17 protein-coding genes and 1 pseudogene are annotated in these 25,901 nt (G+C 47.4%); 11 read left to right on the top strand and 7 right to left on the bottom strand.

Annotated elements, in window-relative coordinates; translation table 11 throughout:
* Positions 1-127: 127 nt before the first annotated feature.
* A complete protein-coding gene (gene glpD, locus ATB78_RS13405) occupies positions 128-1,687 on the top strand; it encodes a glycerol-3-phosphate dehydrogenase (RefSeq protein WP_061008897.1) in 1,560 nt (519 codons plus the stop codon).
* A 178-nt stretch (positions 1,688-1,865) separates the two neighbouring features.
* Positions 1,866-2,978: a membrane-bound lytic murein transglycosylase MltC gene (gene mltC / locus ATB78_RS13410; RefSeq protein ID WP_020193942.1), complete on the top strand. Its 1,113-nt coding sequence runs from the start codon at positions 1,866-1,868 to the stop codon at positions 2,976-2,978.
* A 321-nt stretch (positions 2,979-3,299) separates the two neighbouring features.
* On the opposite strand, the pseudogene ATB78_RS13415 reads toward mltC, so the two are convergent.
* A pseudogene (locus ATB78_RS13415) lies at positions 3,300-4,473 on the bottom strand (NnrS family protein).
* 200 nt (positions 4,474-4,673) lie between these two features.
* On the opposite strand from ATB78_RS13415, the gene ATB78_RS13420 reads away from it, so the two are divergent.
* Positions 4,674-5,225, top strand: a complete 552-nt coding sequence (locus ATB78_RS13420; protein WP_061008898.1) for a gamma-glutamylcyclotransferase family protein — start codon at positions 4,674-4,676, stop codon at positions 5,223-5,225.
* Between the two features lie 61 nt (positions 5,226-5,286).
* On the opposite strand, the gene ATB78_RS13425 is transcribed toward ATB78_RS13420, so the two are convergent.
* Positions 5,287-5,619, bottom strand: coding sequence for a tRNA-binding protein (locus ATB78_RS13425; protein WP_005436572.1), 333 nt, complete (start codon positions 5,617-5,619; stop codon positions 5,287-5,289).
* A gap of 121 nt (positions 5,620-5,740) precedes the next feature.
* The gene (locus ATB78_RS13430) at positions 5,741-7,510 is read right to left on the bottom strand and encodes an SgrR family transcriptional regulator (RefSeq protein ID WP_061008899.1); all 1,770 of its coding nucleotides are present in this window, start codon (positions 7,508-7,510) and stop codon (positions 5,741-5,743) included.
* Positions 7,511-7,889: 379 nt separating this feature from the next.
* Between ATB78_RS13430 and ptsG the strand changes: the two genes are divergently transcribed.
* Together ptsG and ATB78_RS13440 are read left to right on the top strand one after the other, a co-directional pair.
* Positions 7,890-9,299, top strand: a complete 1,410-nt coding sequence (gene ptsG, locus ATB78_RS13435; protein WP_061008900.1) for a PTS glucose transporter subunit IIBC — start codon at positions 7,890-7,892, stop codon at positions 9,297-9,299.
* 253 nt (positions 9,300-9,552) lie between these two features.
* Positions 9,553-10,551: a substrate-binding domain-containing protein gene (locus tag ATB78_RS13440; RefSeq protein ID WP_005427398.1), complete on the top strand. Its 999-nt coding sequence runs from the start codon at positions 9,553-9,555 to the stop codon at positions 10,549-10,551.
* A 182-nt stretch (positions 10,552-10,733) separates the two neighbouring features.
* On the opposite strand, the gene galM is transcribed toward ATB78_RS13440, so the two are convergent.
* From galM to galE, 4 genes are all read right to left on the bottom strand, one after another.
* Positions 10,734-11,792 carry a galactose-1-epimerase gene (gene galM, locus ATB78_RS13445; protein WP_061008901.1) on the bottom strand — a complete coding sequence of 353 codons (1,059 nt, stop codon included), beginning with the start codon at positions 11,790-11,792 and terminating at the stop codon, positions 10,734-10,736.
* Positions 11,793-11,844: 52 nt separating this feature from the next.
* Positions 11,845-13,005: a galactokinase gene (galK, locus tag ATB78_RS13450; RefSeq protein ID WP_012128763.1), complete on the bottom strand. Its 1,161-nt coding sequence runs from the start codon at positions 13,003-13,005 to the stop codon at positions 11,845-11,847.
* Between the two features lie 201 nt (positions 13,006-13,206).
* Complete coding sequence (locus tag ATB78_RS13455; protein ID WP_061008902.1) at positions 13,207-14,259, bottom strand: UDP-glucose--hexose-1-phosphate uridylyltransferase; 1,053 nt, start codon at positions 14,257-14,259, stop codon at positions 13,207-13,209.
* A gap of 84 nt (positions 14,260-14,343) precedes the next feature.
* Entirely contained in the window at positions 14,344-15,363 is a 1,020-nt protein-coding gene (gene galE / locus ATB78_RS13460; RefSeq protein WP_061008903.1) for a UDP-glucose 4-epimerase GalE, read from the bottom strand.
* A gap of 453 nt (positions 15,364-15,816) precedes the next feature.
* Between galE and mrdA the strand changes: the two genes are divergently transcribed.
* The 6 genes from mrdA (at position 15,817) to ygjJ (ending at position 25,892) form a co-directional block, all read left to right on the top strand.
* Positions 15,817-17,715 carry a penicillin-binding protein 2 gene (mrdA, locus tag ATB78_RS13465; protein ID WP_020193936.1) on the top strand — a complete coding sequence of 633 codons (1,899 nt, stop codon included), beginning with the start codon at positions 15,817-15,819 and terminating at the stop codon, positions 17,713-17,715.
* Positions 17,716-17,956: 241 nt separating this feature from the next.
* Positions 17,957-18,943, top strand: coding sequence for a transcriptional regulator EbgR (gene ebgR / locus ATB78_RS13470; RefSeq protein ID WP_005436560.1), 987 nt, complete (start codon positions 17,957-17,959; stop codon positions 18,941-18,943).
* A 341-nt stretch (positions 18,944-19,284) separates the two neighbouring features.
* Positions 19,285-22,383 (top strand): beta-galactosidase subunit alpha, encoded by a 3,099-nt coding sequence (gene ebgA, locus ATB78_RS13475; protein WP_061008904.1) that lies wholly within the window; start codon positions 19,285-19,287, stop codon positions 22,381-22,383.
* 3 nt (positions 22,384-22,386) lie between these two features.
* Positions 22,387-22,836: a beta-galactosidase subunit beta gene (locus ATB78_RS13480; RefSeq protein WP_061008905.1), complete on the top strand. Its 450-nt coding sequence runs from the start codon at positions 22,387-22,389 to the stop codon at positions 22,834-22,836.
* Positions 22,837-23,039: 203 nt separating this feature from the next.
* On the top strand, positions 23,040-24,482 hold the full coding sequence (locus ATB78_RS13485; protein WP_061008906.1) for an amino acid permease: 1,443 nt from the start codon (positions 23,040-23,042) through the stop codon (positions 24,480-24,482).
* Between the two features lie 354 nt (positions 24,483-24,836).
* Entirely contained in the window at positions 24,837-25,892 is a 1,056-nt protein-coding gene (gene ygjJ / locus ATB78_RS13490) for a protein YgjJ (RefSeq protein ID WP_061008907.1), read from the top strand.
* The last annotated feature ends 9 nt before the right edge of the window (positions 25,893-25,901 follow it).

The following is a 25,901-nucleotide window of genomic DNA, read 5'->3' on the forward strand; positions in this document are numbered from 1 at the left end:
AGGTTTTTTTGTGCCCAAATCACACAAAACGCTCATAAACGAAAATAAATAATGACCAAAAACGAAACCTAAGCTACGATAAACTCATGTTCTGAAATGCTCGTTCGCTCACCAAGAGGTCAAATTTATGAGTATCCAACAAAATGCTTCCACGACGAATTCATCCCCTACTCTAGACATGATCGTGATCGGCGGCGGCATTAACGGGGCTGGTATTGCTGCAGATGCTGCTGGCCGTGGTTTAAGCGTCGGTTTGTATGAAGCTAACGACTTCGCATCGGCAACCTCTTCTGCAAGTTCAAAACTGATCCACGGCGGATTACGTTACCTTGAACACTATGAGTTTCGTTTGGTTTCGGAAGCGCTCGCTGAGCGTGAAGTGATCTTACGCAAAGCGCCTCATGTGGCTCTGCCAATGCGCTTCCGTTTACCTCATCGTCCATTTTTACGCCCAGCTTGGATGATCCGCTGTGGCTTGTTCCTTTACGATAACTTGGGTAAACGAACCACACTTCCTGGCAGCAAAACCGTCAACCTAGCAAAATCAGGTCTATTAAAACCTGAAATGAAAACCGGTTTCGAATACTCAGATTGTTGGGTAGATGACGCACGCTTGGTGTTGTTGAACGTTCTAGCGGCTAAAGAGAATAACGCAGAAGTTCGCAACTACTGCCGCGTAGAAAAAGCACACAGTGAAGGTGGCATCTGGCATGTCACTATTCATGACGTCACCACAGACCAGCGCTTCGAACGCAAAGCGAAAGCTCTGGTTAACGCTGCTGGTCCATGGGTGAAACAGTTCTTTGATGAAGGATTAGAGCAAGCCTCCCCTCGCAACATTCGTTTGATCAAAGGCTCGCACATCGTTGTTCCTCGTATCCACAACGAGCCGCAAGCCTACATCCTACAAAACAAAGATAACCGCATCGTATTTATGATCCCTTACTTAGATAAGTTCTCGATCATTGGTACAACAGATGTGGAATACAAAGGCGATCCGCGTGAAGTCGCGATTTCCGAAGATGAAGTCGATTACTTGATCGATATCGTTAACCAACACTTTGTCCACCAGCTAAGCCGCGAGGACGTGGTGTGGACATACAGTGGTGTACGTCCGTTGTGTGATGATGAGTCTGACTCACCGCAAGCGATCACACGTGACTACACACTAGAACTGGACGCTGAATACGACCACGCACCTTTACTTTCAGTGTTCGGTGGCAAGCTCACGACTTACCGTAAGCTTGGTGAAGCAGCAATGAAGAAACTTGCACCTTACCTACCAGAAATGGGTAAAGACTGGACGGCAAACCAAACCCTTCCTGGCGGTAACTTCAGTTGCAGCCGCGAGCAATTGGCGAAGATGATTCATGCGAAATACTCATGGGCATCAGAAGCGATGCTGCTGCGCTACGTGACTCAGTTTGGTACACAAACTTGGGATCTGATGGAAGGCACTAACAGCGTAGAAGATCTTGGTCACTGCTTCTCAGAGCAAGCAAGTGGCGTATATCAACGCGAAATTGATTACTTGATGAATCACGAAATGGCGCTAACCGATGAAGACATCTTATGGCGTCGTACAAAACTTGGTTTATACATGAACGAAGAGGAGAAAATCGCACTGGCAGAATATCTAAAAGAGAAGCTGCAACAAAAAGTCGTTAGCCTCTCACAAGTAAGTTAAATTGGACTCTCCTAATACAAAGCCTGCACCCCGCAGGCTTTTTCTTTTTCCGGTGAACACTCAGCATCAAACGCTTCTATCGAAAGAACAAAAAGTTTTAATTTCAGGCGATTAGCACTCTTACTTATTATTTTCTTCAGTCGGCAATTGCCCTCACCTCTAATTAAATCGGTATCCGATGAAGAAATCGCTAATCCTGAGCTTACTCCTTCTCGGTGGTTGTTCTGTAGCTCCCGAAGAAACACCACCATGCGCATGTGATGACTACGTTCCTCCCTACGTAAAACCGCCAAGCGCATCGAACGAAGAGAACATCAAACAGTTACTGGCTTACATTGCTCAAAAAGCCAAAGATCGCTGGGGTGAAGATGAGTTCGTTGAAGCAGGCAAACACCGTTACGTGAAGTACCTTGATGGTTACAACACCCGAGCACATATCGACTTCGAAACGGGTAAGATCTATGTTTCGACGATTTCCCAATATCAGCCAACCGAGAAGCTACAAAAAGCCATCGTACAGACACTACTCATGCCTGCTGATCCAGCACATGCGGAGTTGTTTAGTGACAAGGAAGCGGTATTACGTGGTAAGCCTTTTTTATTGGGGCAAGTTCTCGATCACGATGGAAAACCGATTGAATGGGAATGGCGCGCCAATCGCTACGCGGACTACCTGCTCGACAATAAACTGCAGAAGAAAGCCATCAAACGCGGCAGTGCTTATTATGTCGAAATCAACATGGTGAAAGATCACCTAGAGCAGCGAGAATACCAGTATGCAGGCTTGGTACGTGATGCAGCTAAACGATATGGCTTGTCTGAAGATCTAATTTTCGCCGTGATCAAAACCGAAAGCAGCTTTAACCCTTATGCGGTCTCTCATGCTGGGGCTTACGGCTTAATGCAGGTGATCCCAAAAACCGCCGGTGCTGATGTATTTAATTTGGTGAAAAACAAACCGGGTATTCCAACTAAAGAGTACTTGTTCGATCCTGCCAATAACATTGATACCGGAGCTGCGTATTTCTATATTTTGAAGAATCGCTACCTACGAGATGTAAAACATCCTACTTCGAAACACTTTAGTATGATTTCAGCTTATAACGGCGGCACAGGCGGCGTGCTTTCTACCTTCGATAGTGACCGAAAACGCGCGATGAATGAGCTTAACAGCCTTAACCCGACTCAGGTTTATGATGCGTTAACCACTCAACACCCAAAAGGGGAAGCAAGACGCTACCTACAGAAAGTGCTGTATTTCCAAAAAGACTTCAGCGAAGGGAATATCTAATTTTACCTAGCCACAAAACGAAAAACGCCGCTTAGTTCTACGGAGGTATAGAACTAAGCGGCCATGTAATTACACGAAAAGACACCTATGGGTCTAAAACGTCAATTGGCTAGTTAATCACTCATGTGCATACGAGCAATAACACCTACAGAGTAGCGGAGTCCGCCTCTTCTAGCACGCTCAAATCCCACTCTAGAATTCAACGTTTTTCACATTCTTAACAATTACCTTACTAATTGTGGGTCATTTGCGGAAGCAAGCTCAAATAAAAAGGGCTCATACCGTTGGTTGAGCCCTTCTTTTATCAAATCTTAACTCTGACTATCCGGGATGACCATCCACTCTTGGTTTCATCAGCATCATTCCGAATCGCCATACGAACATACCGAAAGCCAGAATCCATAATGCTGCACTGACATCAATCCAAAGTAGCATGTGTGAAGGGTCAAAAATCACGCCTAAGCTTCTTGCTAACGCCGCACCAATCACGGCGGCAAAAGCGATGCTCATTGTAAATCATGCGACCTGTGTGCCCCATAGTCACTCGAGCAATCATCGCTAAGATCAATCCACCTAATGCGCCGATAGCAAACAGGTGAATTAAGTTGTGGTTCGCAAACGCATTATCCCAACTGCCACGTAGAATCAGACTCAAAGGCAGACACAAATAAGCCGCATGTAACGACCACACCAACGGCTCGCTAAGTGTCAGCCAAGGCTTCCAGCGCAGGAATCGAACCAACTGCGCCACTCCGGCAAACAACATAAGTGGCTGACCAAGTTCCGCAAACGTCACAGGGAAGAAGCTCAACACGAACAACATGACCAAAGGTAGGTTTGCTAGCCAATCCAACCACAGTAGCGGCTGAGCCTTTTCGAAGTTAAAGCGACGAGCGGTGAAAAATGGAATCACTCGTCCGCCCATCACAGAAAGCAGCAGAGTGAACCACCAAAGCATCGCTTGCCATACCGCAGACGATGTAAATGGAGGCATACCTTTCACCGTTGCGTAGCTGGCAAAGTTAGCAAAGATGGCAAGCAAGAATAACGGCACAAAGAATAGATTACGCCAACCTTTAGCGCGGTAAACACGAATGCCCACTTCGTACGCCACAAACAGCAAAAACAGCGCTTCAATGCTGCTGGTTAACCAAAGTGGTGCTGGTGTCCAAAGCAGTATTCTCGGTGCAAGCCACAATGTAAATATCGCTAACAAGGTATAGTGTTTCGTGCCGTTAATGCCTGTCCAGTTTTGCACTGCAGTCAGCACAAAGCCCACTACTATTGCCATCGAAAAACCAAATAACATTTCATGAACGTGCCACCACAACGCTGGAACACTCAATGTACTTGGCTGTCCGGTTTGGAACATCCATACCCATACCGCAATTGCGACAACAGCATAAATAGAGCCAAACAGGAAAAACGGTCTAAACCCTAATCGCAGCCATGCAGGGATTTTCTCTTCCACTTTTTTATCGGTGATATTCAGCATTGTGATGCCCTTAAGTACCCATTTGATACCGTTCAAAAATTCTACGCGTTCGATATTAACACAAACATGCATAAAAAATACATGTTATAAAATCAAACTATCCTTTCGAGGTAAAACCTGTGCCTCACGCGTTGCTTGGTTGGTAGTGTTTAGGTATAACGGATAACAGTGATTTCGTCGAAGTAAGGGAAGCAATCGAGATGTATATATTTGGCTACGGCAGTTTAATCAATGCCGCCTCGCGCAAGTTAACGGGTCAAACGGGAGAAACCATCCCTGTCATCGCTCATGGGCTGGTGCGCTATTGGGGCAAAGTTGACGACAGCTATATCTTGTCACCCTTGGTCGTGAATGAAGGCGAAGGGCAAGTCAATGGCGTACTGCTTGAAGTCGACGATCAAGCGCTAGCGGAGTTTGACCGACGCGAACGTGGCTACCATCGCATTCAAATCCGTCCTGATCAGATTGAAACAGAAACCACTTTTAACTCTGAGCACAGCATTTGGGTTTATGTGAAAAACGATCCGCTACCACCCTGCTCGCTCAGTCCCATCATGCAAAGCTATGTTGATACGGTGCTCGCTGGATGCTTGGAAGTCTCCCACGCCTTTGCTGAGCATTTCGTTCGCCATACCGTTGGTTGGCATCATGCCAAAGAAAACGACCGCCACCAGCCAAAATACGGTAACTTAGCGGGCGTACAAGATCATCATTATGAGTTGATTGATAACCTAATTGCTCAACACTCTTAAGAACAGAATAAAAAACAGCGCTCTATCAGCGCTGTTTTTTATTTGAGCAAGCTTAAGGGTACTAAACGATTCTCACACCAGCAGGCATCGCGCGCTCAGGCGTTAGCAGAACACTTTCTGATTCATCATCGGTTTCGGCACACAGCAACATGCACTCAGAGGTTTCGCCACGCATCTTAGCTTTCGCAAGATTACACAGCACCACCACTTGTTTCCCCATCAACTCTTCTTCTGTGTAGTAAGGCACCAAGCTGGTGACGGTTTGCAGTGTTTTCTCACCGATGTCGATCTGCACGATGTAAAGCTTATCTGCGTTTTCGTGACGCGCCACTTCGATGATTTTTCCGGTGCGAATTTCTAGCTTTGCGAAGTCTGAGTAAGCGATCGTTTCCATTGATTAAAACCCCAAGTAAAATTTTACTAAAACAAACTCTACATTATCAGTTAGTACTTTAAATACAAGAGGTGAAGATCGCATTTTGATGAGCAAAGATCGTGCTGTTTACAATCGTCCTTTACCAAATCTCACTCAACTTCGGCCAACCCCACGCCGTGATCTCTACACCTTTGAATATGTCTTGAAAGCTAAGTGTTTGTCGGTGGTGAAGCATCGGACTAACCACACCTTCATAGATCAGCACAGAGCCAAGTTGCTCTAACTGGGTGAGGTAATCTTCCGGAGCGCTAAACTGTCGAATTTGGTTGATCTCAGCCACCAGCCAGTCGCTGACGTCAGATCCGATCGTGGCGTGCAAAACAGGATCGCTGAGGAAAAACAGTAAAGCCGAGACTTGTCGGTTGTCATCCAAGTTAAAGCTGCTTAAGACAACCTCTTCACTAAAGCCCTCTCCAGACGCTTTTTCAATGAATGCTTCAAACGAATAAACGTTTACTTCAACCTTGATGCCATGCTCCATCAAGATTTGCTCAGCGGCTCTCGCACTACGTTGAATACCAAGATGGGAATAACAGGCGATTCGGATTGAACTCGGTAGCGCTACTTCATCGCTTCTCAGGTATTTGACGTTGTGCCAGAAGGGGAAAAAGTTATGTGCGATCTCAGCTCCGAAGGTGGTTTCGTTGCGTTCCAACTGCTGCCAAATGTTCTCACCACTCAAGGCATCACTCAGCCAACGTCGCTGAGCGTGTGATAAGTTAGGATGATTGTGATTGAAGATCATAAACAAACACCCTTCTTCCACGCGATCTTTCGATGCTGTGTGTTTGGCATCGATGATGCGCTCATCCACTTCTTCATCTGGAGAGTTGGTGATGACCTTTTTCGAATACTGCTCTGTCTTAGGTAAATCGTGGGGGTAATCGGAAGCCTTTGCACCTTCCTTCTTGTCACTGTTTAACGACCAGATGGTAACTTTATCAGTGAGTGAGCGAAATCCGTGGAAGCGCTCATTCGCCAACAAGGTAAGCTTGTTGTTCGTGTGCGATTCCAGAGAGAAAATGCCACAGCCGATGCTATCGGAAGATAGGTTATTGAGTTGCTCAACAGGTTGTAAGGAGTATTTCAGATCACTTAATAATGCAGCGAAGCCTTTGTCTGGTCGAGTAAGTTGCACGGAAAATCGATAAGGCGACTCAACAGAAACCGCTTCAAGGTGATCGAGTTCATTTTGATAATATGTAAGCTGCTGCCAATGATTTAGTAGCTTCACCATCAACTCTGCATCCACTTTACCGCCATGATGAAAGCAAACGGAAGGACGAAGATAAAACGTCCAAGTTCGCCACTCTTCATCGGCTTGCCAATGATGCGCAATGTTTCCGACTAACTCGCCTTCAGGTGTCATGGAAACCAAGCAAGCGTGAATTTGACGAATTAAGAAACGTTCGCTGTTTCGTTGCGGTCTGATTGGATTGAGCGTAGCAAAAGAGCGGTTATAGGTGAGTTGTACACTGACTTTGCCTTCTGTCACTTGGGCGCCGGAAGTTTGCTTTAGCTGTTGCTCAAACACGACTTGGTCGAAGTCAAGAAACTCAAGTGCTCGGTCGTATTTGCTCTCTTTGATCCATTCAAGAGCGATAGAGCGCTTCACCTCTGTACGATCGATGTTACGAATTAAGGTCGAACGTTGGTTACGCCCCACTCTGGGTATCCAAGCGATCCAGTTGAGCGCATTCATCTGCTTGAGAATAGCTCGGGCATGCCTTGGGCTGGTGAACATCTTGTCTGCAATCTCGGCAAGCGTCACCGCGTATTCCTCTCGCATCTCAAAACTCTCTACACGTTCGTAATAGCGGAAAAGATTAATACTCTCCAAAACAGGCACTCCAAAACTAAAATTCTGTTCCTTATATTAGCGTTTAATGTCTTCATTCAAGTAAAAAGGTCTAAAAACTTAGTTATCAGGAACAAGAAAAACAAAATTCACTCTGTTTTTTCATGCCTTATTTTTACCCAAAATACACTTAGATTCTGACGCAGTCCTATGGTTGAGCGATCGAGACAGTGCCCTTCAATTGGTTAAGGCCCTCTATTTTAGCTCAGCACACCACTTATAAAGCTTTAGCGATAGCAACCAGTTTTTATGTTTATGCTCCAACCCCCGCAAACCATAATCACGATGCTATCGCTAATCTCCCCGCTTCCCACAGTTTATTCATGACTGCGCCACTCAAGATTTTTATCTAACAAGTTGGAGTATTTTTATGTTTGCTAACTTTTTTGCCAACCTTTCTAAGGTCGGTAAGGCGCTCATGTTGCCTATAGCCTCAATGCCCGCGGCGGGGATCCTTTTGGGTATTGGCTCGGCGCAATTTGGGGTCATTCCACCCGTAGTTTCTGAATTGATGGCAGAAGCGGGTGGTGCGGTCTTCGGTAACCTGCCGCTTATCTTTGCGCTTGGCGTTGCTATCTCATTTACCAACAATGATGGTGTTGGTGCGGTTGCGGCAGGTATTGGGTATTACGTATTAGTCGCGACGCTAAAAGTCATGGCTGGCGTGCTGGGCGTGGACCATATCGACACAGGTGTGCTCGGCGGCATCATCTCCGGTGCAGTTGGTGCGTATATGTTTAACCGCTTCTACACCATTAAGATGCCAGCTTACTTGGCCTTCTTCGCGGGTAAACGATTTGTCCCGATCGTGACGTCATTTTCTATGCTGTTTTTGGGCATTGCGATTGCCTTTATTTGGCAGCCAATTGGCTCTGGCATTGATTGGTTCGGCACATGGGCAACCGAGCAAAACCCATTGGTCGCATTCTGGGCTTACGGCACCGCAGAGCGTGCTCTGATCCCATTTGGTCTGCACCATGTGATTAACGTGATTATTCAGCTTCAAGCTGGTGAGTTTGTGAACGCTGCTGGTCAAGTATTCCACGGAGAGATCCCTCGCTTCTTCGCAGGCGACCCAAATGCGGGCAACCTAGCAGGTGGTTACCTATTCAAGATGTTTGGTCTTCCTGCGGCGGCAATTGCGATTGGCCGTGCAGCAAAACCAGAGAACCGCACCAAAGTTATGGGCATCATGATCTCAGCTGCACTAACATCGTTCCTAACTGGTATCACTGAGCCTATCGAGTTTGCGTTCTTGTTCATCTCGCCTGTGCTTTACGTGATTCACGCGATCATTGCGGGTCTGGCTTACCCACTGTGTATCATGCTGGGCGTAAAACATGGCTACAGCTTTAGTGCTGGCCTTATCGACTACGTGACCTTCTTTGGTATTTCGACCAAAGGCTGGATGATCATCCCACTAGGTTTGGCATACGCAGCGCTGTACTACGTTGTGTTCACTTGGTTCATTAAAACGTTCGATCTGAAAACACCAGGCCGCGAAGATCAAGACAGCAGCAAAGCCGTCAATGACACCAGTTCAGAGTTTGCCAGTGAGTTGGTTAGCGCGTTTGGCGGCAAACAAAATATCTTAAGCACCGATGCTTGTATCACTCGGTTGCGAATCCAAGTCGCAGAGCAAGACAAAGTCGACGAAGCGAAATTGAAAGCACTTGGTGCAGCGGGTGTGGTGCGAGTCGGTACAGGCGTACAAGCTATCTTTGGCGGCAACAGCGATGTGTACAAAACTCAAATGGTTGACTGGATGAACAACAACTAGCTTTCTGAGCGCCATTTTCTGTGGTCTGTAAAGAGAAACGACAAATCGCGGTCACATCAATGACCGCGATTTTTTGTTTTCATGCGACTAAACAGCGCCCTACCTAAGATAACGTTTACACATCACATATATTCAATAAATTCATAGAGTAAGACCAAATTCATCTCAATATAAAAATGGTGTTGATTGCACTTATTACACAATGGGTGTTTAATACCCCAATTAACGTTTTTTAGCCCACGAAAGGTCCCTCATGGCAACAATCAAGGATGTCGCGAAAGAAGCCGGTGTATCGGTCGCGACCGTCTCTCGCGTGATCAATAAATCACCGAAAGCGAGCCAATCTTCTATCGACGCAGTGACGCAAGCAATGAGCAAACTGGGCTACCGTCCAAACGCAGCAGCGCGTGCACTCGTCAGCCAAAGTACCAATACCATGGGCGTGCTTGTGGGTGATGTCTCAGATCCGTTCTTCGGCACACTGGTGAAATCGGTAGATAACGTGGCGCGTGAAAACGGCAAACACATTCTGATTGGTAATGGCTACCACAACCCAGAAGACGAACGCCAAGCGCTAGAACTTCTGATCAACAGCCGTTGTGAGGCGATTGTGATTCACTCCAAAGGTTTATCAGACGAAGAACTGATCGGCTACGCCAAAGAAGTCAAAGGCATGGTGTTGATCAACCGCCATATCCCAGAATTGGCAGAGCGTTGTATCTCTCTTGATAACCGCAAGGGCGCGTACTTAGCGACGGAATATTTGATTCGTCATGGTCACACCAAGATCGCTTGTATCGCCTCATCCCATGACATCGAAGATACCGACGAGCGTTTACAAGGTTACCAAGCAGCACTGAAAGATCACGATATCGAGCTATCAAAAAGCTATGTCGAATATGGCGAGCCAAACAGTGACGGTGGCGAAACAGCCATGACCAACCTGCTGACCAAATCACTCGCAATCACTGGCGTGGTGGCGTACAACGACTACATGGCAGCAGGTGCGCTGGCAGCGTTAGACCAAAATGGTATCGACGTACCAGAAAAAGTGTCCATGGTTGGCTTCGACGATGGCTTAATTGCTCGCTTCGTCAATCCAAGTTTGACCACGATTCGTTACCCAATCGAAATGATGGCAGAGCGTGCCGCGCGTTTGGCATTAGCGTTATCACGTGATGAGCAAGTGGAAGATGACACCATCATCTTTAGCCCGACTTTAGTGCGCCGTAACTCGGTGGATCGTCTTTAAGATATCGCGCTAGTCAGTGCCAAGAAAGGTTACAAAGTAAAAGCTCTGCCACCGAAGTGACAGAGCTTTTTCTTTTTGGGGTGTTTGTAGAGAGCGTTATTTTGCCAACTTTTGATGAGCTTTTGACCTACCGTGAGCAAAAAGCCTACGGTAACCCAAAAGCTCGAAAATGCTCAGTTTACCTAGAAAGCAAACTGATAAGTGGTGCAGAAGCGGTACTCTTGTTCAGGCTCAAGAATACAGCTTGGCTGCGCCCACTCAGCATGGTTTGGCGAATCTGGTAAAAACTGCGTTTCTAACGCCAGACCCGCGTAATCGTTATATTCACCACCACGGCGATTTGGTGCGCCAGCTAGCCAGTTGCCCGTGTACAATTGCATCGCAGGCTTATTGGTAACCACTGACAGGTGCACTTTTTCATCTGGAGAAACCACCAACGCAACTGGTTTTGAGACATCACGGTGGTCATCGAATAGGTAGCTATGGTCATACCCTTTGGCGGCAATCTGCTGATCATCTTGCAAGAAGTGCTCTGAAACTGGTTTTTCACTTCTAAAGTCAAATCCAGTTCCTTTCACATCTTGCAATTCACCAAGCGGAATACCGACCTCAGAGGTTGGTAAGTATTGGCTTGCAACGATGGTTAAGCGATGCGAACGACAATCTAAGTCCGCTTCTGCCCCCAACAAATTAAAGTAGGCATGGTTGGTCAAGTTTATCGGTGTCGCTTTATCTGTCTTAGCAAAGTACGCAATGCTCACTTGGTTATCATCAGTCAGCGTATACGTCACTTGCACTTCTAGATTGCCCGGAAAGCCTTGGTCGCCATCTTCAGACAACAAAGAGAACGTCACTTGCTGATTCGAGTGAGACTCAATCTTCCACCGACGTTTATCGAAACCTTCTTCACCACCATGCAGACAGTTACCCGCTTGGTTAGTAGACACTTGAAATACTTCGCCATTCACTTCAAAAAGACCATTGGCGATGCGGTTTGCGTAGCGACCAACAGTGACACCCATGTAACACTGTTGCTGCATGAAACTCCCCATCGTCCCCACTCCGAGAAGCACTTCACGCAACTCCCCATTCGCCAAAGGTAAACGACAACTCAGCCATGTCGCGCCAATATCCATAAAGGTAACGCTCATGCCTGTGTTATTTTTCAGTTCGACCACGTTGGCAGGCGCACCATCAAAGGCGGCCTGCTGTGTCATCGTGATAGTTAATGGCTCAGTCATCTCTCGCTCCTACTGCGTCTTAAAGCACTTTGAACTTAAAGCAATTTTGCACTTAAAGTACTTCGACTAAACCAGCGCCGTTTTTCGCTTGGCACACGTAGATGGATTCTTTTAGACCCGTTGCTGCTTGGTACTTCGCTTCTACCGTTGCTTTCACTTCGTCAACCAATGCTGGCGGTACAATTGCAACGATACAACCACCAAAACCACCGCCCGTCATGCGCACGCCACCTTGCTCACCAATCACTTCTTTCACCATCTCAACTAACGTATCGATTTCTTTAACTGTGATTTCGAAATCATCACGCATAGAAGCATGAGACTCGGCCATCAGTTCACCCATACGCTTCATGTCGTGTGCACGAAGTGCTTGCGCCGCTTCTACCGTGCGGTCGTTTTCTGTGATGACGTGACGAGCACGTTTTGCGACCATTTCGTCTAGTTCAGAGACTTTCTCGTTAAACTGTTCAATGGTCACATCACGCAGTGCTTTCACACCGAAGATGCGCGCCGCTTCTTCACACTGCTCACGGCGCGTGTTGTATTCGCTGTCTACCAAACCACGTTTTTTGTTTGAGTTGATGATCACCACGGCCATGTCTTCAGGCATTGATACCGCTTCGGTCTCTAGGCTGCGACAATCCAACAGCATCGCGTGGTTTTCACGACCTTCTGCCGAAATCATTTGGTCCATAATGCCGCAGTTACAACCAACGAATTCGTTCTCAGCTTGTTGGCCGTTTAGCGCGATTTCTGCTTGGCTAATTTCTAGGTTGAACAGCACTTTGAACGTTTGTCCGATCACGACTTCCAACGCTGCCGACGAGCTTAAACCCGCACCTTGAGGCACGTTACCGCTAACAGAAATATCCGCACCAGAGAATTGGTAACCACGAGCAAGAAGACACTTCACCACACCGCGAATGTAGTTCGCCCACATTTTGTCTTGTTGGAATGTGATTTCTTGCGTGATGTCGAATTCATCAACTGCGTTGCCGTAATCCACAGAAACTACACGCACTAGGTTGTCTTCACGCTTCGCTGCCGCCACAACGGTTTGGTAGTTGATCGCACATGGCAGTACAAAACCGTCGTTGTAGTCAGTGTGCTCACCAATCAGGTTTACACGACCAGGCGCTTGAATAATGTGGCTTGGCGCGTAACCCAGCACTTGTTCAAAAGAGGTTTTCACATTTTGGATTAGATCAGACATAGGGGCGTTCTCTTAAATTATAAATTTGGCATTGGTGTAACCGGTGTTAAGTCCTGATTTCCAGTTTCGTATTCGCTCGGTCTAGTCCTCCCCCTTAATAAGGGGGAGTTAGAGGGGGTTAGCCCTCCACTCACAAATAAAAGAGAATTTGACCGAGTTTTAGCTAAAACCAGCGATAACTCCGGCTATTCATTAATTGGTTTATTGCTCTTTGTAATGCACATCGCTTAGGTCACGCAGACGCTGCGCCGCTTGTTCTGCGGTTAGGTCGCGTTGGCTTTCTGCCAACATTTCATAACCAACCATGAACTTACGAACCGTTGCACTACGTAGCAGTGGCGGATAGAACAATGCATGCAGTTGCCAATGGTCGATATCGGTACCTTCTTCAAAGAACGGCGCGTAATGCCAGCCCATTGAGTAAGGGAAAGAGCATTGGAATAGGTTGTCGTAACGGCTGGTTAGCTTTTTGATTGCAACCGCAAGGTCATCACGTTGCTCATGGGTTAGCTCACTCATTCGACGAATGTGCGTTTTAGGCAGTAGCATGGTTTCGAATGGCCACGCCGCCCAGTAAGGAACAACAGCAACCCAGTGTTCGGTCTCAACCACGGTGCGTGAACCATCTTTAAGTTCAGCTTGCACGTAATCCACCAGCAAGTTGCTGCCATGCTCTTGGTAGTAAGCTTTTAAGTTGTGTTCTTTGCGCTCGATTTCGTTTGGCAAAAAGCTGTTTGCCCAGATTTGACCGTGTGGGTGAGGCTGAGAACAACCCATGGTCTCACCTTTGTTCTCGAATGCTTGAACCCAAACGTAGTCTTTACCCAACTCTTCGATTTGATCATTCCACGTGTCAATCACGCCACGGATTTTGTCGACCGGTAGCTCAGGCAAAGTTTTGCTGTGATCAGGCGAGAAACAGATCACTCGGCTCAACCCGCGTACACCTTGCGTTTTGAACAGTGGGTTGTCTGATTCAGGCGCATCTGGAGAGTCCACCATCAGTGCTGCGAAGTCATTTTGGAACACGTACGTGCCTTGGTAGTCTGGGTTTACATCACCAGAAATACGCTCGTTGGTTGGGCAAAGGAAACACTTCTCGTCGTAGCTTGGTAGCTCATCAATCGCAGGTTTCTCATCAGCGCCACTCCAAGGACGTTTTGCACGATGCGGTGACACCAAAATCCACTGACCCGTTAGTGGGTTGTAACGACGGTGTGGGTGATCCACTGGGTTAAATTCAACATTCGACATCTTACTTACTCAACTTTTAAAATTTCTTTCATCTGCTTTCCCCAATGAAATTGGAAAGTGCAGGCAACAACGTTGCAGCTTCAATTACGCAGGGGAATAGCCTTGCGGGTTATTTGACTGCCATTTCCACGTATCAGCTGTCATTTCCGCAACACTGCGCGTCGCTTTCCAGCCAAGGTCTCGCTCCGCTTTATCTGTACTTGCCCAGCATTCTGCAATGTCACCCAGGCGACGAGGACAAAGTTCGTAAGGCACTGGGTTACCGCAAGCCGCTGCGAACGCTTCTACCATTTCAAGCACGCTAGAGCCTTTGCCCGTGCCTAGGTTGTAAATGTGCAAACCAGCTTTTTCACCTACCGATTTCAGCGCTGCGATATGACCGTCTGCCAAGTCCATCACATGGATGTAATCACGCACGCCCGTACCATCTGGTGTTGGGTAGTCATTGCCAAATACCGACAGTTTTTCGCGGCGGCCTACTGCCACTTGCGCGATAAATGGCATCAAATTGTTCGGGATGCCCTGAGGGTCTTCACCCATAGTGCCCGATGGATGCGCACCAACTGGGTTGAAGTAGCGCAGCAAAGTCACGCTCCAGTCGTTTTCAGCATTGAACAGGTCGCTTAAGCACTCTTCCACCATGTACTTGCTGCGACCGTATGGGTTCGTAGTCGCCCCCGTTGGAGAGTCTTCCGTAATCGGCACAATGTCAGGATCGCCGTAAACCGTTGCCGATGAGCTAAATACAATACTTTTCACGCCCGCCTTACGCATGCTGCGCGCCAACACCAATGAGCCATTCACATTGTTGTCGTAGTATTCCAATGGTTTCGCGACAGATTCGCCCACCGCTTTCAGGCCAGCAAAGTGAATCACAGCTTGAATGTCATGCTTGGCAAATACTGAGTCCAAAAAGGCTTCATCGCGAATGTCGCCTTGGTAGAAAGCCGGTTGCTTACCGGTTAGCGCTTCAATGCGGCTTAACACTTCCACTTTGGCATTACACAAGTTGTCGACAATGATTGGCTCCATACCTGCTTCAATCATCTGGACACATGTGTGACTGCCGATGTACCCCATACCGCCTGTGACAAGAACTTTCACTTTTGCTTCTCCACTTTTGCTGCTCGATGCTTGGAAATTGGTTGAGCCTGCTCACCAAGCAAATTCGCTCATCTCTTAACTGGCTAAAAGTCTACCAATCAAAACCGATCCAGATCCGTGATCAAACTCAAATAGTGTAAACGTTTCCACAAAATTACATCACGATTTAAAATCAATAAAAATAAAGAAAGTTGTGTTGAACTAGAAGAATGAGAAAGATTTATGACACTTACATGTATAAACGTTTACACAATGTAAGAAAAACACGGTGATTCACGCAAACCAGAAAGATGATTTTCCGCAATCGATACCTGACATTGCTCTTACAAAACGAGAGATAAAGCCCGCTACAGTAGCCCCGCCCCAAATGTAACCTTTTGTAACAAGACTCGAATCGCGTCTTTTCCTTTTATCGGGGCATGCAAAGAACAAAAACAAATCTGAAGGGCCCTCATGCTACGCAAGCGAAACGAATTTCGAGACCACAACCAAGAAGTGCGGTTGTTTAAGAACCGTGCCATCGTTGCCTTCCTCGGCATGGTTATTTTGCTGGGTGGATTGGTCGCGAACCTGTACAACTTGCAGGTTAACCACTTTAAAGATTATCAGACTCGCTCTAACGACAACCGAATCAAAATCCTGCCTATCGCGCCAACACGTGGCTTGATCTACGACCGAAATGGCGTATTGCTGGCGGAGAACCGCCCGGTTTACAACCTTGACATGATCCCAGAGCAAGCAGGCGATCCGGATGCTCTGATTGAAAAGTTGCGTCATTACGTCGACATCACTCCAGAGCAAGTCGACGCTTTTAAAAAACGCTACAAGCACACACGTCGATTTCGCTCTGTCACCATCATGAATGAGCTGAATGACGAACAAGTCGCGCGCTTTTCTGTTCATCAGCATGAGTTCAATGGCGTGTTTGTCACTGCCGACCTCAAGCGTTTTTATCCTTACGGCGAAAAACTGACGCACGTACTAGGTTACGTTTCGCACATCAACGACCGAGATTTGCGTCGCCTTGATGAAGAAGGCAAAGCGCAGAACTATCAAGCAACGCAAAACATCGGCAAGTTGGGCGTTGAGCGCTACTACGAAGACCTTCTCCATGGCACCAAGGGCTACGAAGAAGTCGAAGTAAACAGCCGCGGCCGTGTCATTCGCACCATCAAATACGTACCGCCGATTCCGGGTAAAGACATCGTGCTAAACCTTGATATCGAGTTACAAGAATACGTCTACAAAGAGCTCGACCATCGCCAAGGTAGTGCTGTGGTGCTCGACCCACGAGACAACAGCGTACTCGCGATGGCATCTAGCCCAAGTTATGATCCCAACCCATTTGTGAACGGCATTTCCAGCAAAGCGTACCGTTCACTATTGAACGATCCTGCTCACCCCTTGGTTAACCGCACTACGCTTGGTGTTTACCCTCCGGCATCCACCGTGAAACCATTTATGGCAGTGGCGGGGCTTGAGGAACATGTGATTACGCCAACGACGGTGCGTAACGATCACGGTTCTTGGCGTATTCCGGGCTCGAAACCGAATTCAAAAGCATGGCGAGATTGGAAACGTTGGGGCCACGGTAATGTTGATGTCACCAAAGCGATTGAAGAATCCGTGGACTCCTTCTTCTACCAAACTGCCTTTGACCTTGGCATCGACCGCATCTCGAAATGGATGAACAAGTTCGGCTTTGGCTTGCCAACCGGCATCGATATTTATGAAGAGAGCAGTGCGAACATGCCGACCCGCGAGTGGAAAGTCGCACGCCACCGCACGCCTTGGTATCAGGGTGATACTGTGCCTATCGGTATAGGTCAAGGCTATTGGACAGCGACGCCAATGCAGATCGCCAAAGCGACTTCATTCCTTATCAACCATGGTGAAATGAAAGCACCTCACCTACTTAAAGCCGTGATTGAACATGGTGAAGAGTTTGAAAACCAAGTCGACGTTGCACCGAAAGATCTGCCGCCAATTGAAGGTGTGCCTGATAAATACTGGGACATTCCAATCAACGCGATGCGCTTGGTAAACAATGGCGCACATGGTTCTGGCCGCCGCGCATTCAAAGGCGCAGAGTACAGCAGCGGTGGTAAATCGGGGACGGCGCAGGTATTTGGCTTGCGTAAAGACGAAGTCTACAACTCGAAAAAGCTTGCTAACCACCTGCTTGACCATGCGTTGTTCACTGCCTTTGCACCGTACGACCATCCAAAATACGTAGCGACCGTTGTGATTGAGCACGGTAACGGTGGTTCAAAAGTCGGGGCACCATTCATTCGCCATGTGTTTGATCACTTGCTTGTCGACCCAGATAAAACCAAAGGTAAAAAGTCTTAGGTTTAACCTTATCGCCTTACCACTCGTGTTAAGTGGTAATGATAAATTACAAAGTCCGAACGGATTGTCCTAGCCGTTCGGGCTTTTGTTTGCTTAAAAATTCCGCTTCTCGCGGTGATCGCTTCATTTCATTCCTCGCACAGTTTTACTAAAAATTTGTGCATCCATAAGTAGCTGTTTACAATGGTGGGATTATTGCTTATCTCACTGGGACAGTGAGCTTTGCCAACGGGAAGTGAACATGGCAACACTAAAAGATATCGCTACAGAAGCGGGCGTCTCACTTGCAACCGTCTCACGCGTGTTGAATGACGATCCGACTCTGAGCGTAAAAGAAGAAACCAAACACCGCATCTTAGAGATTGCTGAAAAGCTGGAGTACCGCACCAGCAGTTCGAAAAAAGCCACCAAAGAAGCGAAACAAAAACACCACTTTTTAGCTTTGTATAACTACAAGCAAGAAGCAGAGGTGAATGACCCCTACTACCTGTCGATTCGTCACGGGATTGAAACCCAGTGCGACAGGTTGGGCATTACATTAACCAACTGCTACGACAGCGTCATTGATGTCGAAACGCAAAAGATCACCGGTATCCTTTTGGTTGGTAAGACCGATAAAGCGATCATCAATAAACTACCTAAGCGCCTCGCAGACAGCATTTGTTATATCGACTTCTCAGACAGCGACAGCGTGTACGACAGTGTTGATATCGATCTGGCTCGCATCAGTAAGCAAGTCGTCGATTTCTTCGTCGAACAAGGTTATCAGCGCATTGGTTTCATTGGCGGACAAGACGAGCCCAACACGGCGGACATTCGTGAAAACGCGTTTGTGGAATACGGCAACCTAAAAGGTGTCGTATCAGAGAACGACATTTACCGCGGCGATTTTTCTAGCCTCTCGGGTTATGACTTAGCCAAAGCGATGTTAGCAAAAGGCGACTTTCCGACAGCACTCTTTATCGCATCAGACTCGATTGCAATTGGGGTTTTACGTGCCATCCATGAGTTCGGTTTGAACATTCCACAAGACATTGCTCTTATCAGTGTGAATGACATTCCAACCGCTCGCTTTACCTTCCCACCGCTCTCTACTGTGCGAATTCACTCAGAGATGATGGGCATACAAGGGGTAAACTTATTGGTAGAAAAATACCGCGATGGTCGTGCGCTGCCATTGCAAGTTCACGTACCAAGCAAACTCAAACTGCGCGGCACGACTAAGTAATTCTCCCTCTTAACTCCTATTTTATAAAGCACTGAATCCTCAGTGCTTTTTTATTTCCTTTCTCTAAATCCCCGTCACTTTTTACTCGTTTTACCCAGCAAATAAGCTTGGGATGCTATTCCTTTACGCTGATCACATCTTGCTCACCAATCACGTATTAAAACGTGATCAAGTTAAAGTTAAACGTTTTCACCAATTTATTTTAGTAAAGCTTTTACTAATATCTTTCCCAGATAACTCATAAGCCTTTTCACAATACATCGGCTGCATTTCTTTTGGGCAGATTCGACGCTGACGATACCGCGTCGAAATGACCAAGCTAAGCCGAGGGGAGAACAAACGTGAACAACTGGGAAAACTTCCTCCACCTACATGAGAACCGTATGGCACCACGTGCTTACTTCTTCTCATACGATTCAGTTAAAAACGCACAAACGTTCCAACGCGAGCTAAGCAGCCGCTTTAAACTGCTGAGTGGTCAATGGACATTCAACTACTTCACTAACCCGCTTTTGGTGCCTGAAGCGTTTTACTCTCAAAAAATGGAAGACTGGGGACGCATTACCGTTCCAAACATGTGGCAAATGGAAGGCCACGGTGACCTTCAATACACTGACGAAGGTTTCCCATTCCCTATCGACGTACCGTTTGTCCCAACCGACAACCCAACTGGCGCATACCAACGTACTTTCACGCTTGGCCAGCAATGGGACAACAAACAAACCATCATCAAATTTGATGGCGTTGAAACTTACTTCGAAGTTTATGTAAACGGTCATTACGTTGGCTTTAGCAAAGGCAGTCGCTTAACTGCTGAGTTCGACATTTCTTCTTACGTTCAACAAGGTGAGAACTTATTGTCTGTGCGCGTCATGCAATGGGCAGATTCGACTTACATTGAAGACCAAGATATGTGGTGGACGGCGGGTATATTCCGTGATGTTTACCTTGTCGGAAAAGAGCACGTTCACGTCCAAGATCTGACTGTTCGTACTGATTTCGCCGACGATTACCAAAGTGCTACTTTAAGCTGCCAAGTTGAGCTAGAAAACCTGTCTACTACGGCTGTATCTGGTTACACGCTGGAATACGCACTACAAGACAAAGGTAAAGTGATTGCCAGTGGTCAATGTGATGCACTGACTATCCAAGACAACAGCCAAACAAGCTTTGCCATTGATGTAGTGAACCCAACCCATTGGACAGCGGAAAATCCATACCTATACCAACTGTTCATCACACTGAAAGATGCACAAGGCAATGCGATTGAGGTGATCCCACAGCGCGTTGGCTTCCGCGACATCAAAGTACGTGATGGTCTGTTCTACATCAACAACCAATACGTGATGCTGCACGGTGTGAACCGCCACGATAACGACCACCTAAAAGGTCGTGCAGTTGGCATGGAGCGCATCGAGAAAGATCTGATCTTGATGAAGCAACACAACATCAACTCAGTTCGCACCGCGCACTACCCTAATGACCCACGCTTCTACGAACTGTGTGACATTTACGGTTTGTTCGTAATGGCAGAAACCGACGTAGAAACCCACGGCTTCGCGAACGTTGGCGATCTAAGCCGCATCACCAACGATGCAGCATGGGAAAGTGTGTTTGTAGACCGCGCAGAACGCCACGTTCACGCCCAAAAGAACCACCCTTCCATCATCATGTGGTCACTAGGTAACGAGTCCGGTTACGGCTGCAACATCCGCGCAATGTACGACGCAACCAAAGCGATTGATGACACCCGTTTGGTGCATTACGAAGAAGACCGCGATGCAGAAGTCGTCGACGTAATTTCTACCATGTACTCACGTGCGCAGCTCATGAATCACTTTGGGGAGCACCCACACGAGAAACCACGCATCATTTGTGAATACGCACACGCAATGGGTAATGGCCCTGGCGGTCTAACGGAATACCAAAACGTGTTCTATGCGCACGACCACATTCAAGGTCACTACGTATGGGAATGGTGTGATCACGGCGTATTAACACGTGATGAAAACGGCCAAGAGTTTTACAAATACGGCGGTGATTACGGCGATTACCCGAATAACTACAACTTCTGTATGGATGGTTTGATTTACCCAGATCAAACACCAGGACCGGGCTTGAAAGAGTACAAACAAGTCATCGCTCCAGTGAAAATTCAAGCCGTAGAAGGTACGACAAACACCTTCACCGTAGAGAACAAATTGTGGTTTACCAACCTTGATGATTACACCATCACGGCAGATGTCCGAGCGGAAGGTGAAACGCTGCGCAGCGTGCAGTTTAAGGTCGAAGAACTTGCTGCAAACAGCGCGCGTGAAATCACAATTAATCTGCCAGAACTGGACGAGCGTGAAGCCTTTATCAACTTCACCGTGCGTAAAGACAGCCGCACTTTGTACAGCGAAGCGAACCACGACATCGCGGTGTACCAATTCCAACTGAAAGAGAACACAGCAAGCGAAGCCGAATTTGTTAGCCACAATGCACAAGCGTTAGTCACCACGGAAAGCCGCTTGGAACATGTGATTGAAGGCCACAACTTCACTCTGACCTTCTCTAAAGTCAACGGTAAACTGACCTCTTGGCGCGTCAATGGTGAAGAGCTGATTCAATCAGAACCTAGATTGAACTTCTTCAAACCAATGATTGATAACCACAAACAAGAGTACGAAGGTTTGTGGCACCCAGCGCACTTACAAATCATGCAAGAGCACTTCCGCACGCTACAAATCGAAGCAACGGATGATTCGGTTTCGATTACGACCACCAGCATCATCGCGCCACCGGTGTTCGATTTTGGCATGCACTGTACCTACCGCTACCAAATCAACGCACAAGGTCATTTGAATGTGGAACTGAGCGGCGAGCGCTATGGCGATTACCCGCACGTTATCCCTGTGATTGGCTTGGATTTGGGCATCAATGGCAACTTTGACCAAGTGAGTTACTACGGTCGTGGCCCTGAAGAAAACTACCAAGACAGCCGCCAGGCGAACTTGATTGATGTCTACCACAGCACAGTAGCCGACATGTTTGAGAACTACCCGTTCCCACAAAACAACGGCAACCGCCAACACGTTCGTTGGGCGTCACTGACGAATCGCCACGGCACGGGGGTGTTGGTGAAACCACAGCAAGAAATCAACTTCAGTGCTTGGTTCTACACCAACCAAAACCTGCACGAAGCGCAACACACCATTGAGCTAGAAAAGAGCGGCTACATCACGCTCAACCTTGACCATCAAGTGATGGGACTGGGCTCAAACTCATGGGGCAGCGAAGTGCTTGATTCATACCGCGTGTACATGGACGAGTTCCGTTATGGCCTAACACTGATGCCACTTCAAGCGGGCGATTGCAGTGCGCAAGCCATGGCAAACCATGATTTCGACAATGCATTCTTCACTCAACCAAATACTCAAACAGCAAACGAGGCGTAATCCATGATCGTGTTAGACAACTTAGAACAATTCAAAGTCGTGTACCGCGACGGTCGTAAATGGAACCGCTGCGTGGAAGCGATTGAGAACATCGCCAACATCAAAGACGGCGTGATGTATTCGATTGGTGACTCTCTGGTTTACATGATTGAAGACGACACAAAACAAACCGACCTGTTTGAAGGTAACCGCCGCTACTTCGACGTGCATTACTACCTAGAAGGTCGCGAAACAGTGGAGTTCGCCGACAAATCCGATTTACGCCTAGAGCAAACATATCGAGATGAAACTGACCGCGAATTTCTCTCCGGTCAAGGTGAGACTCGTGAGCTTTGTGAAGGCCAAGTTGCAATTTTTGATAACGATAAAGCGTACCGCTTCCACGGTGACAACCGAGTAAGAAAAGTGGTGCTCAAAGTGACCATCGAAGATGGCTATTTCCTAAATAAATAACGGCTTACAGGCAAGGCCAGACAACGCGTCTGGCCTAACAACAAAATAATTAAATAAACCCAAAGTAATTCAGATCACAGATCAGTTGTAGACCTCAGCATTCCGACGCGATTACGAATAGTATTCGCCCAAGGATGATAAAACGGTCAATAGCACTATTACTGAGTTACGAAGGGAATTGACGTGATTCATCGGAGGACTCTATGTCTGAATCTATGCGCGGCACCATTGGCAAATTCGCCTTGCTGTCGATGACATTTGCGGCGGTATTTAACGTCCGTAACATCGTGAACAACAACATTGAGCTTGGCCTTAGCTCTGCCCCTATCTTCCTTTTCGCGACGATCGTTTACTTCATTCCATTTGTATTCATCATTGCAGAGTTCGTTTCGGCGAACAAAAACTCTGAGTCAGGCATGTACGACTGGCTTAAACAACCGCTTGGTTCTAAAGCCGCTTACCTCGGTTCGTTCCTATACTGGTTCGTGAACCTATTCTGGTTTGTGTCTCTGCTACCAAACGTGATTGCTTACGCGTCTTACGCGATGCTTGGTTACGAATACACTTTCTCACCAATGGTGACGTCGATTATTTCGATCGTTCTGTTCGCAGCGGCGACCCACATTTCAACCAAAGGCGCATCTTGGTTGGGCAAAATTTCTGAGCTGGTTGCTTACGGTGTGTTTGCCCTATTCGGCATTTACGTTCTCGGTGCGCTAATGGCATTAGGCGGCGACACCTACACGCCAGCAGAACCAATCACGCTAGAAGCAATGAGCCCAACCATTAACTGGGCGACGCTAGGCATTATGTGTTGGATCTTCCAAGCAGCAGGCGGTGCAGAAACCGCAGCGGCTTACCTGAAAGATGTAAAAGGCGGCCAAAAAGCCTTCATCAAAGTGATCATCATGGCAGGCGTCTTGATTGGTGCGATGTACGCTATTGGCTCACTTTTGGTGAACGTGTTCGTTCCGCGTGAAGACTTAACATACGCTGGCGGCATGGTAGAAATCTTTACCGGTATGGCGCAATACTTCGACATTTCAACAGCATTGGTTGGCCGCTTCGTTGGTATCATCTTGTTCATGGCGATGTTTGGCTCAATGATGATGTGGACTGCAGCACCAGTAAAAATTCACTTCTCTGAAATTCCAAAAGGTGTGTACGGCGAGAAAACCACAGAGCTAAACGAACATGGTGTGCCAGTACGTGCAGCATGGTGGCAATTCGCGTTCGTTGTGGTGATGCTGATCGTCAACGGCTTTGGTTCAGAATCCGTGCAAGACATGATGAACCAAGCGATCAACCTAACGGCAGGTACGGCGATGCTACCACCAATCTTCATCATGATCGCGTACTTTGTATTCCGTCTAAAACACGACGATACACCGCGCGACTTCCGTATGGGTTCACGCAAAGTGGGCATGAGTGTGGTGTCGGTACTGATTGTAATCTTTGTGGTGAGCATGACCGCATCGGCATTCCCAACAGGCGTTGACTTGGTACGTGCGTTCTTCATCAACGTGTTTATGACTGCCGTCTTCTCTGCTCTGGCTTGGTGGTGGATCTCTCGCTTTGAAAAGAAGCAAGCTATCAAACAACAAGCAACGCAAGAAAAGGTACAAGAACCAGTAACGCAATCATAAATAAGCATTAATTCCCCTATTATTCAAAGAGCATCCTCGTGATGCTCTTTTTGCTTTTGTCCTGCTTCCCCTGCAAACCACCGCTCTTCAAACACGTTCTAGGGCGTAATCACATAGCAAAAACCATCATTCCCTCTTCCTATATAAACGCTCTCAATCCATAAAAACAACAAGTAAAGCTTTACTAAATATCGATCACAATTTAACTATAGAGCATTTAATCAAATACCATTTGATCGATAAAATTGATCCCAAGTTTGCACACGAGCTGATCCTAAAGCCTTTAGAGCACCCCCATATAAATTCAGCCACGTCAGCAAACCATAAATCCTACTCAATTAAGAAGTGATTAAAATGAAGACTTGTTTTACTAAAACTGTTTTGTCCGGATTGATTCTTACCGCTGTCAATGTCCATGCATCTGAAAGCCAAGCTGACCATAGCCCTACTCAACCTCCAAAATCCGACGCAGAAGTCAGCTTCGACTTTTACGGCGAATTAGGCGTTGGTGGCCATATCGCGTTAGAAGGCGAAAACAAAGGCCGCTACGCAGACGGCACTTACATCGAGGGTGGCCTCGCGGTCCAATACGGTAACTGGTTCGGCCTTGCGTATATGGAAGGTTGGACGGTTCAAGCCGATGATGATGGCAATGCTTGGGCGACAGGCCATGGTTGGGGAGGCTTCGAGGGCGGCTTCAACCGTTTCTATGCTGGCTACCGCACCAATGGCAACACCGAGTTTATGATTGGCCGTATGGACTCTTCTCTGGATGACGTTCAATGGTGGGGCGATGCGACGGTCGAATATGGCTACGTGATCTCCAATACAAGGGACGTGTTCTTGGGCGCTAAGATCCAAAACCTTGAAGGTAAATTCCGCTACAGCATTTCAGCCGCTCCTGAGTCGGACTTCTCTGAAGATGATTCTTGGGTCAACTTTGGTAAATACGACCGCTTTGCTGATCAATGGATCGATAAGAACGCCATGGTCAATGGTTACATCCAATACGACATTGCCGAGCACTTAACACTTATGGGCGGCGCAGAAGTCCGTAACAACGACGGTGGTGAACTGTTCCTCATTGGCGCGGAATACAAAAACGTTGCCGCGCGTGTATGGCACGACACCGATAAAGGTAACCAAGTTTCAGACGGCAGCGAATCAGGCTTTATGACCAGTGCATGGTATGAAGCCGCTCCGGGCGTCTATCTATCAGCGGCCTACAACTACGCCAATTTTGAATCAGACACCGCTGAGGATGAAATCACTTCTTACATCAACGCCGGCGTGTGGTGGGAATACGCCAACGGCACATGGGCAACCGCATTTGATAGTCGCTTTGCTGTCGGGGATGACAACGTGACGGGCGATGCTCAAGTTTTCGCAATGCAATATTTCTACTGGTAAACCGAGGAA

Source organism: Vibrio sp. CUB2 (assembly GCF_001557945.1).
GTDB lineage: Bacteria > Pseudomonadota > Gammaproteobacteria > Enterobacterales > Vibrionaceae > Vibrio > Vibrio owensii.

Excerpts from the sequence above, each read along its gene's own strand:
- ATB78_RS13455 (WP_061008902.1), bottom strand. The coding sequence starts at position 14,259 with ATGTCGAATGTTGAATTTAACCCAGTGGATCACCCACACCGTCGTTAC.
- ATB78_RS13425 (WP_005436572.1), bottom strand. The coding sequence starts at position 5,619 with ATGGAAACGATCGCTTACTCAGACTTCGCAAAGCTAGAAATTCGCACC.
- mrdA (WP_020193936.1), top strand. The coding sequence starts at position 15,817 with ATGCTACGCAAGCGAAACGAATTTCGAGACCACAACCAAGAAGTGCGG.
- ebgR (WP_005436560.1), top strand. The coding sequence starts at position 17,957 with ATGGCAACACTAAAAGATATCGCTACAGAAGCGGGCGTCTCACTTGCA.
- ATB78_RS13485 (WP_061008906.1), top strand. The coding sequence starts at position 23,040 with ATGTCTGAATCTATGCGCGGCACCATTGGCAAATTCGCCTTGCTGTCG.
- ATB78_RS13440 (WP_005427398.1), top strand. The coding sequence starts at position 9,553 with ATGGCAACAATCAAGGATGTCGCGAAAGAAGCCGGTGTATCGGTCGCG.
- glpD (WP_061008897.1), top strand. The coding sequence starts at position 128 with ATGAGTATCCAACAAAATGCTTCCACGACGAATTCATCCCCTACTCTA.
- galM (WP_061008901.1), bottom strand. The coding sequence starts at position 11,792 with ATGACTGAGCCATTAACTATCACGATGACACAGCAGGCCGCCTTTGAT.
- galK (WP_012128763.1), bottom strand. The coding sequence starts at position 13,005 with ATGTCTGATCTAATCCAAAATGTGAAAACCTCTTTTGAACAAGTGCTG.
- ATB78_RS13420 (WP_061008898.1), top strand. The coding sequence starts at position 4,674 with ATGTATATATTTGGCTACGGCAGTTTAATCAATGCCGCCTCGCGCAAG.
- ATB78_RS13480 (WP_061008905.1), top strand. The coding sequence starts at position 22,387 with ATGATCGTGTTAGACAACTTAGAACAATTCAAAGTCGTGTACCGCGAC.
- ptsG (WP_061008900.1), top strand. The coding sequence starts at position 7,890 with ATGTTTGCTAACTTTTTTGCCAACCTTTCTAAGGTCGGTAAGGCGCTC.
- ygjJ (WP_061008907.1), top strand. The coding sequence starts at position 24,837 with ATGAAGACTTGTTTTACTAAAACTGTTTTGTCCGGATTGATTCTTACC.
- mltC (WP_020193942.1), top strand. The coding sequence starts at position 1,866 with ATGAAGAAATCGCTAATCCTGAGCTTACTCCTTCTCGGTGGTTGTTCT.